This is a genomic window from Microbulbifer elongatus, assembly GCF_021165935.1.
Taxonomy (GTDB): Bacteria; Pseudomonadota; Gammaproteobacteria; order Pseudomonadales; family Cellvibrionaceae; genus Microbulbifer; species Microbulbifer elongatus.
Window position 1 is genome coordinate 3919024 of the sequence record NZ_CP088953.1, and the last position, 12319, is coordinate 3931342.

The 12319-nt window shown below is 57.5% G+C and carries 13 protein-coding genes and 1 riboswitch; all 13 genes read right to left on the reverse strand.

What is annotated here, in order from left to right; translation table 11 throughout:
* Nucleotide 1: 1 nt before the first annotated feature.
* Entirely contained in the window at nucleotides 2–577 is a 576-nt protein-coding gene (locus LRR79_RS16145; protein WP_231758189.1) for an ExbD/TolR family protein, read from the reverse strand.
* Nucleotides 574–1167, reverse strand: a complete 594-nt coding sequence (locus LRR79_RS16150; RefSeq protein ID WP_231758190.1) for an ExbD/TolR family protein — start codon at nucleotides 1165–1167, stop codon at nucleotides 574–576. The genes LRR79_RS16145 and LRR79_RS16150 overlap by 4 nt, the downstream gene beginning before the upstream one ends.
* Complete coding sequence (locus LRR79_RS16155) at nucleotides 1167–1958, reverse strand: MotA/TolQ/ExbB proton channel family protein (protein WP_231758191.1); 792 nt, start codon at nucleotides 1956–1958, stop codon at nucleotides 1167–1169. Before LRR79_RS16155 ends, LRR79_RS16150 begins: the two co-directional genes overlap by 1 nt.
* A 102-nt stretch (nucleotides 1959–2060) precedes the next feature.
* Nucleotides 2061–2360 (reverse strand): hypothetical protein, encoded by a 300-nt coding sequence (locus LRR79_RS16160; protein ID WP_231758192.1) that lies wholly within the window; start codon nucleotides 2358–2360, stop codon nucleotides 2061–2063.
* On the reverse strand, nucleotides 2360–2956 hold the full coding sequence (locus LRR79_RS16165) for a tetratricopeptide repeat protein (protein WP_231758193.1): 597 nt from the start codon (nucleotides 2954–2956) through the stop codon (nucleotides 2360–2362). Before LRR79_RS16165 ends, LRR79_RS16160 begins: the two co-directional genes overlap by 1 nt.
* Entirely contained in the window at nucleotides 2956–6222 is a 3267-nt protein-coding gene (locus tag LRR79_RS16170; protein WP_231758194.1) for a tetratricopeptide repeat protein, read from the reverse strand. The genes LRR79_RS16165 and LRR79_RS16170 overlap by 1 nt, the downstream gene beginning before the upstream one ends.
* On the reverse strand, nucleotides 6215–8269 hold the full coding sequence (locus LRR79_RS16175; protein WP_231758195.1) for a tetratricopeptide repeat protein: 2055 nt from the start codon (nucleotides 8267–8269) through the stop codon (nucleotides 6215–6217). Before LRR79_RS16175 ends, LRR79_RS16170 begins: the two co-directional genes overlap by 8 nt.
* A gap of 2 nt (nucleotides 8270–8271) precedes the next feature.
* A complete protein-coding gene (locus tag LRR79_RS16180; protein WP_231758196.1) occupies nucleotides 8272–8781 on the reverse strand; it encodes a hypothetical protein in 510 nt (169 codons plus the stop codon).
* Between the two features lie 415 nt (nucleotides 8782–9196).
* Nucleotides 9197–9691: a molybdenum cofactor biosynthesis protein MoaE gene (locus LRR79_RS16185; protein WP_231758197.1), complete on the reverse strand. Its 495-nt coding sequence runs from the start codon at nucleotides 9689–9691 to the stop codon at nucleotides 9197–9199.
* A 2-nt stretch (nucleotides 9692–9693) separates the two neighbouring features.
* Nucleotides 9694–9942, reverse strand: a complete 249-nt coding sequence (moaD, locus tag LRR79_RS16190; protein ID WP_231758198.1) for a molybdopterin converting factor subunit 1 — start codon at nucleotides 9940–9942, stop codon at nucleotides 9694–9696.
* Entirely contained in the window at nucleotides 9939–10433 is a 495-nt protein-coding gene (gene moaC, locus LRR79_RS16195; protein ID WP_231758199.1) for a cyclic pyranopterin monophosphate synthase MoaC, read from the reverse strand. The genes moaD and moaC overlap by 4 nt, the downstream gene beginning before the upstream one ends.
* A 30-nt stretch (nucleotides 10434–10463) precedes the next feature.
* Nucleotides 10464–10979, reverse strand: a complete 516-nt coding sequence (gene moaB, locus LRR79_RS16200; RefSeq protein WP_231758200.1) for a molybdenum cofactor biosynthesis protein B — start codon at nucleotides 10977–10979, stop codon at nucleotides 10464–10466.
* 197 nt (nucleotides 10980–11176) lie between these two features.
* Nucleotides 11177–12160 carry a GTP 3',8-cyclase MoaA gene (gene moaA / locus LRR79_RS16205; protein ID WP_231758201.1) on the reverse strand — a complete coding sequence of 328 codons (984 nt, stop codon included), beginning with the start codon at nucleotides 12158–12160 and terminating at the stop codon, nucleotides 11177–11179.
* A riboswitch (molybdenum cofactor riboswitch) is annotated at nucleotides 12145–12284 on the reverse strand. (Overlaps the previous gene by 16 nt.)
* Nucleotides 12285–12319: the final 35 nt, after the last annotated feature.

Sequence of the window (12319 nt, forward strand, 5' to 3'; positions counted from 1 at the left end):
ACTAACTCTGAGATGCTTTTTGAATCACCGCCAGGGAAATTCGTGTGTATCCGGCGTTGGTACAGCTGGACATAACCTTTTTCAGAATGCTGAACGGCACCGTACGGTCCGCAAGAATGTTCACTTCCGGCGGTTCCGCCAGTAGCGCCGCGGCCTCGGCGGTTACGTCTTCCCCTGCGGCGGCGCGCTCGGCCAGTGCGGCCTTGGCTTCTTCCAGCTCACTGTCAGCCATAGTCATGGCTTTGCCCACTTCGGCAATCATGGCCTGCTGAATCGCCTCGATGACCAGTGTCTCACTCTGGAACAACTCTTCTGTGGTCATCACGGGCTTGGCCTCGATCAACACCTCATCGTGCGTCACCATCAGGGTAACGGTCTCACGGGGCTTCGATTCCACCACCGAGTCCGGCAGGGTGATGACTTTGGGCGCCTCAATGGCTTCGTTACTGGAGCTGTTGGTCAGCAGGAAGAACACCAGGATGGTAAATACGTCCATCAGCGAGGTGAGATTCATTCCCGGCGTCTTGCGCTTGCGGCTTCGCGCCATGCGCTTCATGCGTCTACTTTCACGTTTCACGGCGCATCCCCCAGGGAAATATCGGGAAAGAGTTCCATCTTCTCAGGTGTTGCATCCGGATCCGGTGCACTACCGTCTTCCGGTACCGGCATAACCTCCGCACTGCGCACGGTGTCCATGACCCCCACAAGGTGTTCATAAGCCACATCCGGTTCCATCAACAGGGTGGAGTCGGTTTTATCCGGATAGGTCTCCTTGATTCGCAGCAGGTACTCCCGCAACTGAGCCAGATCGTAGACCTCATCCGTTGGGGGAATAACCGGCAGGCCATTCTCGTCCACCGGGACTTCACCCTCGCCCTCGGCCTGCTCGACCTCGCCCTCCTGCTGGTTCAGGTTCGGGAAACGGGCGAGGACCTTTTCGCCATCGCTGATTTCCAGCACATCTTTTCGAACCACCACCTCAAGGGATACGCCAGGGTCTTCCGATGCGCCACCGGCGCCGGTTGGCATATTCAGCTCGAGAATGGTCACTCGGGAAAACACCGCAGAAACCAGCAGGAACGGCACCAGTACCACCATCAAGTTCAGGAAGGCGGTGATGTCCAGTTCCGGCGCTTCTTTGGCTCTACTGTGACGCCTGCTTCTCATTACGCAGATTCCGGTTTGGCGCTGTTGTCGGAGCTTGCTTCAGTATCGGCGTCGTCATCGGCATCCGCTGCTTCCGCCTCTTGTGCCTGTTTGGTCTGTTCGATATCACGGTTCACCGGCTTTTCTGCCGGCGCGTCTTTCGCAGATTCACTGCGGCGACGGGTACCGGAAGACATGATATTCAGAGCCTTGACGGAAACCATTTCCAGGCTGTCGACGATCTGTCCGGTCAGGGAGTTCAGCAGCGCATGAACGATCAGCAGCGCAATACCGACCATCAGACCGAACGCGGTGGTGTTCATCGCAACAGAAATACTGGCGGAGAGCAGGTCGGCCTTTTCCGCCGGGTTGGCATTGGCTACCGCCGTAAAGGCTTCAATCAGACCCATAATGGTACCGAGCAGGCCGAGCAGCGTAGCAATATTGGAGCCAAGCGCCACATAGGGGGTGCGCTTTTCCAGCTGCGGAATGGTCTCCATGATGCTTTCTTCCATGGCGATCTCGATATCTTCACGACGCCGTACAGCGCCCTGACGCTCGAGCCCCATGGCGAGGAGACGGCCCACGCCGGTATTGTCGTCTTTGACCAGGTTGCGGGCGCGATCGAAGTCACCGGTTTTGAGCACAGGCTGCAGTTTTTCCCAGACCGCGCGGTTGGTGTGACGCTCATAAATGAGGCGAACATAGCGCTCAATGGCTACCGCGGCGCCGAGCGCGAATACCACCAGAATGGGGTACATGAATGCACCACCAGTCTGAAAAAACGCGATTACGCTGTTAAAGAAATCCATCACTTATCCTCTTGGTTTTCTTTCTCGGGTCCGCGGGTACTTCCGCTTTGCCTTCAGGTTTTTACTTTGTGTGTATTTTCAAGCCCCGCATTACTGCGACGCTCAATCCTCCGGGAGGCTAAGTTCGTAGAACTCAAGCTCCCTAGAGAAAACTTCTTTGTCCAGTGGCTGCAGACGTGGGTCCAGCAGGCTGGAATTGAGCCCGCTCTCCACTCCTACTTCGGAACTCTTCCAGGGGACAATATAAAGAGACTTGGGCGCCTCCTCATTGCCGATAATGGAAATACCGGAAAGCTCTTTCACTTCGGTATCCACTTTCTTCTCACTCTCTTCCTGGGCGACAGCGGCGAGGGAGCCCAGCAATACAGGAAATAGCAGCAGGAATTGCCGTACGCTACTCATCAATTCGCTCTCCGCTTGAGGTCGGCCACCCAGATGGCAACCTTGCGATCTTCAGGTTCATATTTCAGGTACTGCTCAAATTGTGCGAGTGCACAATTCACATCCTGAAGATAGAGGTCACACAGAATGCCGAGATTCTTGATCAGGGGCAGACTGTCCGGATGCGCCTGCAGTGCTTCACTGTAGGTTTTTCTGGCTTCATCGAAACGCCCCTGATGACGATAAAGTACACCCAGTTCACTACTGGCAACGGGATCCAGTGGAGCTGCGCGCAGTGCCTCCAGGAAGGATTCCTCTGCGTGCTTCTCGTCACCAGTTTTGAAATACGCAATTCCAAGGTTTACATAGGGTGCAGACAGGCGCTGTTCGCGTTCGACAACCGACTGCAACAGTTCAATGGCCTCAGGGTAGCGCTCGCCCTGCAGAAGCTCCACGGCCTGGGTAAAGTCCCGATTGACACCGCCGGAGACTTTTACATTCATCGGGTCCACCGGCCGACTGGAGGTTTGTGGACCACTGGCACAGGCACCGAGTAGCAGCATGGCACCACACAGCGCAGCTCCTACAACCCGGCGCATATTGCAGACAGTTTCCATCAACCCTGCCCCTCCTCAGTGGTATTTTCTGCGATGACTGCAGGCTCCGGCTTCATCGGGCTTGACGGTTCCTTTGTTTCACCGAGTTCTTCACCCACCGCTTCGTCAGCGCCCTCTGTACTCTCTTCCGCCACCTCGGGTACTGGCACGATGGTCATTACGATATTGCCGGCATCCTCGGGGCGCTCGTAGCGCGCGGGCACCAGCCCGGCCAGCTGGCCGATACTTTTCGCAACCCAGTTGTTGTAAATGCCCGCAGCCATCAGGTCGATGTTCTTTTCGTGCACGGAAATAGCGCGCTCTTCGAACGGATAGATCTGCTCTTCCAGCGCCAGCTCGTATTCTTCCAGTTCCAGTGCGCTGAGGTTGGTTGGGCGCTCAGAATCCTTCAGGGCGCGGCTGAAATGCAGATAGATTTCGCCGAGATAGTAGGTGGCCGCCGCGGTGACATCCGCCACCTGATAGTCGATCAGGTCACTGAAGGCTGCCGTGGCCGCTTTCATACGCGCGCGCTTGGTATTGAGGTTTTGCTCCAGCGGCGCCACCAGTGCGACCTCCGCAAACGAGGCGAACCTGGGCTCCGCCAGTTTCAATGCCGCATTACCGCCCAGGTAGCGCGTGCGATCGTTGCGCTCATCGCCACCGCGCAGCTCGATACGGACAATATCGTCCAGGGTGTTGAAATAGGCTTTCTGGTTACCGGTATTGAGATAGATGTCAGCAATTTTCTGACGGGTCTCCAGTGCCGGCTCCATCGGGTGCGGGAACAGCTTGACGTAGCGGTTGAGCACCGTCAGCGCTTTGTCATAACTCTTGGCAGCGCTATATAGATCGGCCGCCTGAGTCAGCGCTTCCCGACGTACATCGTCGTCTTCCGATTCGCGCTCGATACGCTCAAACTCTGCGGCCGCCAACAGGAGTTGGCCGCTCTCCTGATACACCACCGCCAGCTTTTTGGTGACCTCTTTCTGCAGTTTGTGCTCCGGGTGATTACTGCGGAAGGCCTTCAGTACTTCTGCAGCACGGGCCCAGTTTTCCAGCTGGATCAGAGACGCTGCGGCGTCGTACTCGGCGGTGGCGAGAATGGTCGCCCCCGGCGCTGCGTTGCGAATGCGCAGGAAATGCTCGGCGGCCGCCAGGTGATCGTCGGCCTTCCGGGCCTGATCGCCCTGCTGATAGATGGCACCGGCCAGGTTGTCCACCAGTGCCGCCCGATCTTCGGCATCGGTTGCCGTCAGGTTCAGCGCCGCGCGATAGCCCGCTTCCGCGTCCACGTACAGCTCGGTATCAAAGGACGCATGTGCCACCAGCAACCAGGCGGAACGCTGAATCTGCTGATCCGCCCCCGGGAATTTTTCCAGCAGAAGGCGACCGTTCTGGATGGCTTCGGGGTAGCTTTTCAGCTTATACAGATCATCCACGGCCCCCAGCAGAATCTGCGGTGCCTTGGCGTGCTGCGGGAAGGTTTCAGCAAAAGCCAGAGAGGATCGGATAATTTCCTTCTGGATCGCCACTTTATCAGCGCTGCTGGCCTCGGCGAGATCTTTGGCCAGATACTCACGGTAGGCAAATACCGCAGCATAGCCCGCCTCACTGGTGTTCTCATTGGCCGCGTGATTCGGGTAGTGATAGGCGGTGCGCTCATACTCGCGGGCGGCGTTCAGGAAGTCTTTGTTTTCCAGCATCAGCCCCGCCAGCTGATAGTTGATTTCCGGCGCTTTGGCTTTATCGGCAAATGACGTGAGGTAGCGACGGTACCAGTGAATCGCCTCCACATAGTTTTCGCCGCGTTTTTTGGCGAACTCTTTATCCTTCGGCTTCACGTTCTGGTACGCCGCGTGATAGTGGCTGGCGAGATCAATCAGATTCGTCTGCAGGAATTCCACTACCGTGGCGTATTCCGCAATTTCAAACACAGTCCAGTATTCGGCATCCAGAGCATAGGTATTGGCAAAGGCCTTCTTGGCCTCCAGCACCAGCCGGGGGAAGCCACCCTTCTGGTAAATTTCGATCACGCGAATGGAAAAGTCTGGCGCCACTTTGTGCAACGGATTGCGCTCCACAAAGGTGTCATAGGATTTGGCGGCATCCTGGTAACGACGCTTATCCAGGTAGTATTCACCCAGGTGGCTGTACACGTAGGATTCATACCCTCGCGCGCCCTTGCGGGTAAAGTAGTCCACAATGGAGTCGGCACCACCCTGATAGGAGAAACTCAAACTGACGACGCGGAAGGTATCCTCGACGTGCTTGCGCTCCGTCTCATTGGTCTGCTGCTCGAAGTCATAGCCCTGCGCCACTTTGTAATCCAGCATGCGGACGAAATCGTCCAGCGCCATTTCATACATATCCTGCTTGAACAGCGCCCAGCCGCGCTTGTACAGCGCCAGCTCATAAAAACTGGAAACTTCTCCCATGGCAATCACCCGGCCATAGGACTCTTCCGCGTCGAGAAACTTCTTGCGGGTAAAGTAGTATTCACCGAGTCGGAAGTAGGCTTCATCCAGATGGCGTGACGCCGGGTATTTGGCAACCAGCTGCCGCAGTACCGCCACCGCTTCATCCACCTCACCGGTTTCTTCATATGCGCGGGACAGCTGGTACATAACCTGGTCATTGCGCTCATATTGCGGGTACTGCACCAGCAGTTTCTTATACAGTGCAATAGCCTCTCGCGCATTGGCCGCCAGCAGGGCATCCGGGTCGTCGCCGGGCACGGAAACTTCCGCTTCACTGGCAACGCCGCTGATATCCATTGCACCACTGGCACGGGCTTCGAAATCGGACTGACTTTCTCCGCTACTGGCGGTGCCACTATCCAAAGCAGCTGGTGTACCCTCGGCAGATGCCTGAACCCCGGCCACCTGTGGCGCATCCAGCGCACCCATGGCCGCAGTGGTCTTTTTACGGGCACTCAGGTTGGCCGAAGCGATTTCCTCGGCCGACAGGATTCGAGTCTCGGTACTGCTCGGCAGAATACCCTCTTCCGCTCGGTGGGCCTGCTTGATCTTCAGGTCGGCTATACGGCGGATGGCTTCCGGGGTCAGCGCCGTCTCCGGGGTTTCCTGCAGGTATTTCTGGTAACTGGCCAGCGCCTTCTCCAGGCTACCCTCGATATGGGTTTCCTGAATTTCAATATCCACACGCTGCAGGCTACCGATGGTCTTGCCACTGTGGCTGGCACAGGCGCTGAGCAGTAACGCGGCAGAGGCCGCTGTTGCCAGCCCCAGATGATTGAATACGGCCGAGAGACGCGTTTTATTCATTGTCCGCGCCCTCCCCTTTTGGTGCCGGCGCTTCCAGCTCCGGAGGGTTATCCGTAGGCAGTGGCTCGCTCCGGGAATCCGGTGCAGCCTGCTTCATCTGCTCCACCTGACGCTGATACTCTTCAACCTTGCGCGCATCCGCACGGCGCTCCTGCAATTCATTGGCCCGGTCGTAACTATCGGCCAGGGCAAAGCGCGCTTTAATCTGGTAACTCTCCAGCTGCCCACGGCGCTCTTCCAGTTCACTGATGGCCAACTGCTCCAGCATACGCCCCTGGCGCGACATCAATTGATCAATACGCTCCTGGGCCCGGTTCAGGCCTGCCCGCAGGCTGGCGATCTGATCGGTATAGCCTTCGTAACTGTGGGTCGCGGCCTGACGGGTACGCACATACCGCTGGTAGCTTTCCTGCAGCGTCGCGATGACCTCATCCAGCTCCTGCAGGTTTTTGTACGCTTTGGTGAGTCGATCATCGAACTCTCGGGACAGACGAAACTTCAGCACACCTTCCAGGCGCGCGATGCGATCTTCGGTTTCCTCGCTCTGCAGGCTGGGGTTGTAGTCGAGAATGTCGCGAATCTGCTGCAGGATCAGGCGGGATTCGGTTTCATCGCTTTTCGCGAGAAGCTCGGGGCGACGGTTCACCAGCAGGTTCTCGATCCGCATGGCGAGGCGCTGGCGCTGCTCCAGCCGCATCTTGATGCGCGCGTCAATCTGGCGGAACTGTACATCCAGCCCCGGAAGAATCGGTTCGTAGTAGCTGCGACGCAGGGCAATAATTTCGTCGAAGGCGTCGAGACTTTGCAACCAGTCTTTGTTGCGTTCGAACAGGTCGTTCAGATCCTGGTAATTGCGCAGAAACTCCTGATAGTCATTGGACGCCATCAGGTCGAGCAGGTAATGGGTTTCCGGTGCATCCGGCAGCTTGCGCAGCTCTACCACCCAGTTCTTCACCTGGCTGGCCTCCTTGCGGCGCAGCGCTTCGAGCAACTTGCCTTCGCGGATACTGTTGATGGACCGGGTAAGTACGTCCACCTGATTGCCAAACAGATCCAGAGCCTGGCCATAGTTCACCGCAGCGGTACTGTGCACTTCCAGTTTGCCGTACGCATAGGGTACGGCGAGCATGGCTTCCTGCACCGCCGCATCGGTGGATTTGCGCTGCTTCAACAATTGCCAAGGCACCAGTGCGCGGTCGTAACGGCCCGCATTGGCCTCCACCCAGCCGGCGCCGAGCAGCGCCTGATTGGAAAAGGGCCCACTCAGCTGCACGCGGTCAAAATAAGTGCGTGCGCGCTGGTACTCCTCGGCCTCCATCAGCTGGAAACCGAGCAGCAGGTTGGTTTTGTCCTGCAGAGCGCGCATGGCATCGCCACGGCCGGCCTTGCGCCCGAGACCATCCAATTCCACGACACCCCGCTCGGTTTCACCGGCCTTCAATAGCGCGATGCCGAGGTTGTACTCCACAAACCCCGCGAGGGATTTTTCGCCCTTCAGGTCTTTTAACAGCTCAACCGCCTCTTCAAAACGCCCCAATTGCATGTACACCCGGGCGCGCAGAAACTGTTCATCGGCGCGGACACGCTCCGGCACACGCCCTTCGATCAGCTCCAGGGCGTGTAGGGCATTGGCAAACTGCTGCTTGTGGTAATGAATCTTGGCCAGGCGATAGGCCGCTTCATTCTTGATAGGTTGCGGAACGTCACCCTGCAGCACCTGTTCCATCGCACGGCCGGCTTCCAGATGCATCCGGTACGAAAGCTCAAGATCCCCTACGGCAAACTCCGCCTGACCAAAATGCATGGAGAAGGGGTCGAGCTCCGGGTCATCCAGCAGGCGAAACTGCTGCAACTCGGTATCCAGCCTGGTGATCGCATCGAAATACCTGTCCTGATGCGCATTGAACAATGCTTCGCCAAAGAACAGGTCGCGAAGGTTATCAGTATGCAGTGCGCTCGGATCTTCGGGCGTTTTGGCCTGCACAGGCGCGGCGCACAGCACAGTCAGTGCTGCACCGGCAACCGCGCGGGCCAGACGGGAATTCATGCTTACCAGTCCTTGAAGTTGATGGCGGACTGGTTGCCGGCAATCTGGATCTCAACGAACTTGGGACCCACCGCTTTTTCCACGCTATAGCTGGCGGTCGCACGGTATTCCTTGCCGGATTTGGACTTTCCGAAATAGGTGACTTCGAGGGGGTGAGTCCCGGTCTGCACGTTGGCAGTATGGATACGCTGCACACCGCCGAGCTGCAGGGCTTCAATTTCACGGTAGGTATACAGGTGGTGGGCGACAACCTGATTATTGAGCTTTACTTCGACGGACTCGAGGCTGAACTCGGCACTGTCAGGCAGAGAGACAAACAGCGCCACCTGCGTATTGGAGGGAAACAGCAGTTTTTCTTCCAGACGATTGAGTTCGGAGGTGAGGCTGATCACATCCTTCTTCACATCCTGAATCTGCTCATCCAGGCCGCGAATCTCTTCACGACTGACTTCCTGCGCATTGGTCATCACCGCAAGCATCAGCAATACGGTCGCCAACAGAATTCTGCACATATCCCTTAAACCTCGAAACTGACCCGGGGACGGCATCCCGGGAAGCCCTGCCCTGATATCCGGGCTCTTTTTATAGGTCGTGATCTCTCGACCGATTTTTATCCGACTAACGTCGAATACAAGTACTTAGCGGAGCGATTGTATTGCAACCGGCAGGGGGGGATATGTGAGGCGCTTCAAAACTCGCGCAGAGAGTTAGAGAACAATTTTTTCTTAAAATTCAAAGGACAAGAGAAAAAAGCTCGATTATGTGACAGGTTTCACGGGCGCTAATGCGATGCCTCCCATGAACACCATCACATTTTTTGCGGAATTGGCGGAACCAGATCAAACTACAGGCAGAACAAAAAACAGCCAGCCAAACGAGACAAGGGCTGCAGCGGGAGCGAGTGCTCACTCTATGCATGAGTATGCGTCACCACTTTTTCAATGCGTCCTGGTCGCTGGCCCTGGCCTCTACCCAGCTGCCATCTTCCGCCCCGGCCGCGATTTCTTTTTTCCAGAAAGGCGCGCGGCTTTTCAGAAAATCCATAATAAAGGCACAGGCATCGAGAGAGGCCTGACGGTGGGCAGAGGTAGTACCGACAAACACAATTTCTTCACCGGCAGCCAGCGGGCCATAGCGGTGGACGATACGCACCCTGCCCAGGGGCCAGCGCTCGGCGGCCCGACGGGCGATGTCGGTGAGTGCCGACTCCGCCATTCCCGGATAATGCTCCAGCTCGAGTACCGCGACGGTTTTTTGTTCAACGGGTTCGAGTGCGGCGGCATCGGCCGGGGAGAAGTCCCGAACGGTGCCCACAAACATCGTTGTGGCGCCATCGCTGTAATTTTCGCTGCGCAGCAGGTTGTACTCGGCACCGGGATCGAAGCCTTCGGCCTGTACGGAGATGGAAATTTCCAGTGGCATACTCAGCCCCCGGTAACCGGCGGGAAGAAGGCGACTTCATCGCCATCACAGATGGCGGCGTCCATGGTGGACAGCTTCTGATTGAGGGCTACCTGCAGCTGATCGTTGCCGAGAGCGCGCTGCCAGACTGCACCCTGCCCGGCCAGTTTGCTGCGCAGCTGGGCCACATCGGCCAGGCCTTCCGGCTCGACTTCCATTACATCCCGTTCCAGTTGTTCGCGCAGGCTGGCAAAGAACAATACCTTGATCACGATTTTCCCCCTGCACTCTGTTCAGGTGTCCAGTGACCGCGCTTGCCACCCACTTTCTCCTGAAGCCTGGTAGGGCCGATGACCATGGCCGGATCTACGGCTTTACACATGTCGTAGATGGTGAGCGCGGCGACGCTTGCTGCGGTAAGCGCTTCCATTTCTACGCCGGTGCGGCCGGCGAGACGGCAGAAAGCCTGGATGTTGACGGTTTGGCTGGCTTCATCCAGCTCGAAATCCACCTGCACTTTGGTCAGGGCCAGTGGGTGACACAGGGGTATCAGGTCTGCGGTTTTCTTGGCGGCCTGAATACCGGCAATGCGCGCGGTGGCGAGCACATCTCCTTTTTTGTTGTTGCCGGCTTTCAGCTGTTCAAAGGTTTCCGCAGACATGGAGACGGCGGATTCGGCCCGGGCGGTGCGGTCGGTGATGTCTTTGTCGGTGACATCGACCATGCTGGCTTCGCCCTTTTGGTTCAGGTGTGTGAGGGTCATGGTGTTCTTACTTGGGCAGCATTGAGCGAATTATTTAGTTAGATAGCCTACGAAATTGCAGGGCATGTGGGTTGCAGTCAGTTGTTCGCGCAGCAGTTTGGTCCAGCCGGTTTTGCAGGCGCCGGTGGAGCCCGGAAGACAGGCGACCAATGTGCGGTTGGCGATGCCGGCGAGTGCACGGGACTGGATGGTGGAGGAGCCGATTTCCTCATAGCTGATGGATCGGAATATTTCGCCGAAGCCGTCGATGTGTTTGTCGAGCAGGGGGACGAGGGCTTCGGGGGTGGAGTCGCGGCCGGCGAAACCGGTGCCGCCGGTGGAGATGATGACCTGGATTTCGGGGTCGGCGATCCATTGGCTGACTTTGGCGCGCAGGAGATATTTGTCGTCGATGACGATGGCTTTGTCGGCGAGGTTGTGGCCGTCTGCTTTCAGGGCTTCTACGAGGTAGTTGCCGGAGGTGTCGTTTTCTTCGGTTCTTGTGTCTGACACCGTAAGAATGGCGATGTTGAGTTTTTGATCTGGGTTTGTTGGGGCGTGGCTCATTGGCTTTTTGTGCTCCGTAGCTTTTTTGCTCTGACTAAAGTTCTGAGGCGAGCGGTCATCGGGTGAAAGGTTTCAGGACCGCTGTAGACCCATCCCTGGGCGCTGCGGCGCAAACATCCTGTTTGCGACGCTCCTGAAACCTTTCACCCGACGCCCGCTCTTCAATTCTGATTTATGTACTTCGTAAGCCTAAAAGCTCAACCACCGATGATCGAAAGGTTCTGGGTTCCGCCGGTATTCCCTTGCTGCAGATAGTGACTGACTTCTTTATTGCCAATCAGTGCCCGCACTTTTTCGGCCAGTGCGTCGGCCTCGCCTGTACGGATGGTTTCGCGCAGGTCGAGGCCAGCATCGCTGAACAGGCACAGGTGCAGTTTCCCCTGGGCGGAGACGCGCAGGCGGTTGCAGCTGTTGCAGAAGTCTTTGCTGTAGGGGGTGATGAGGCCGATGCGGCCTGCATAGTCGGGGTGGACGTATTCGCGGGCGGGGCCGGCGTCTATGGCTCTGGGGAGGAGTTGCCAGCCGGTTTCGATCAGCTGCTGTTCGATGTCGCTGCCGCGCAGGTGGTTACTGGCGAAGTAGTCGCGGTTGTCGCCGGTCTGCATGAGTTCGATAAAGCGCAGGGTGACGGGGGTGGTTTTTAGCCAGTCGAGGAATTGATGCAGTCGGGTCTGAGCACCATCGGAGAGCAGGACGGCGTTGACCTTGGTCTGGATGCCCAATTCCAGTGCGCGGTCGATGCCGGTACGGATTTTGGGCAGGCAGTTGTGGCCGGTGATGCGGGCGAATTCCGCATTGTCGAGGCTGTCGATGCTGATATTGAGCTGGTGGAGGCCGCTGCGGTGCCAGGTGTCGATGACACTGGGGAGCTTGTAACCATTACTGGTGACGGCGACGCGATGGATACCGGGGGTAGCACTGGCGGCCTGAATAAGCTCTGGCAGGTCTTTGCGCAGCGAGGGTTCACCGCCGCTCAAGCGCACTTTTCGGGTGCCCAGTTGGGCGAAGGCGCGCATAACGGTACCGGCTTCCGCGACACTGAGGTCGGGGGCTTTTGGGGTGGCCTGGTAGCCGTCGGGCAGACAGTAGTCACAACGGAAGTTGCAGACGTCTGTTACGGACAGGCGCAGGTAATAGAAGCGACGGCCGTGACCGTCCTCCAGGATGTTGTTCTGTTTCATCACCTTTCCAAATGCGGGAGGCCGTTCGGTTTCCCTTGCGACCCTGGCGGGCTGGCTGCTGCCGCCCGCGGCCTGAGCCCCATATCTGTGACGTAGGGGAGCAGGCTCGGTGTTTTCGTTCACTTCATGATATGCAATTTAGCGGCCAGGCGCTGCAAT

Excerpts from the sequence above, each read along its gene's own strand:
- LRR79_RS16150 (WP_231758190.1), bottom strand. The coding sequence starts at position 1,167 with ATGAGAAGCAGGCGTCACAGTAGAGCCAAAGAAGCGCCGGAACTGGAC.
- LRR79_RS16155 (WP_231758191.1), bottom strand. The coding sequence starts at position 1,958 with ATGGATTTCTTTAACAGCGTAATCGCGTTTTTTCAGACTGGTGGTGCA.
- LRR79_RS16160 (WP_231758192.1), bottom strand. The coding sequence starts at position 2,360 with ATGAGTAGCGTACGGCAATTCCTGCTGCTATTTCCTGTATTGCTGGGC.
- LRR79_RS16165 (WP_231758193.1), bottom strand. The coding sequence starts at position 2,956 with ATGGAAACTGTCTGCAATATGCGCCGGGTTGTAGGAGCTGCGCTGTGT.
- LRR79_RS16170 (WP_231758194.1), bottom strand. The coding sequence starts at position 6,222 with ATGAATAAAACGCGTCTCTCGGCCGTATTCAATCATCTGGGGCTGGCA.
- LRR79_RS16175 (WP_231758195.1), bottom strand. The coding sequence starts at position 8,269 with ATGAATTCCCGTCTGGCCCGCGCGGTTGCCGGTGCAGCACTGACTGTG.
- LRR79_RS16180 (WP_231758196.1), bottom strand. The coding sequence starts at position 8,781 with ATGTGCAGAATTCTGTTGGCGACCGTATTGCTGATGCTTGCGGTGATG.
- LRR79_RS16185 (WP_231758197.1), bottom strand. The coding sequence starts at position 9,691 with ATGCCACTGGAAATTTCCATCTCCGTACAGGCCGAAGGCTTCGATCCC.
- moaC (WP_231758199.1), bottom strand. The coding sequence starts at position 10,433 with ATGACCCTCACACACCTGAACCAAAAGGGCGAAGCCAGCATGGTCGAT.
- moaB (WP_231758200.1), bottom strand. The coding sequence starts at position 10,979 with ATGAGCCACGCCCCAACAAACCCAGATCAAAAACTCAACATCGCCATT.
- moaA (WP_231758201.1), bottom strand. The coding sequence starts at position 12,160 with ATGAAACAGAACAACATCCTGGAGGACGGTCACGGCCGTCGCTTCTAT.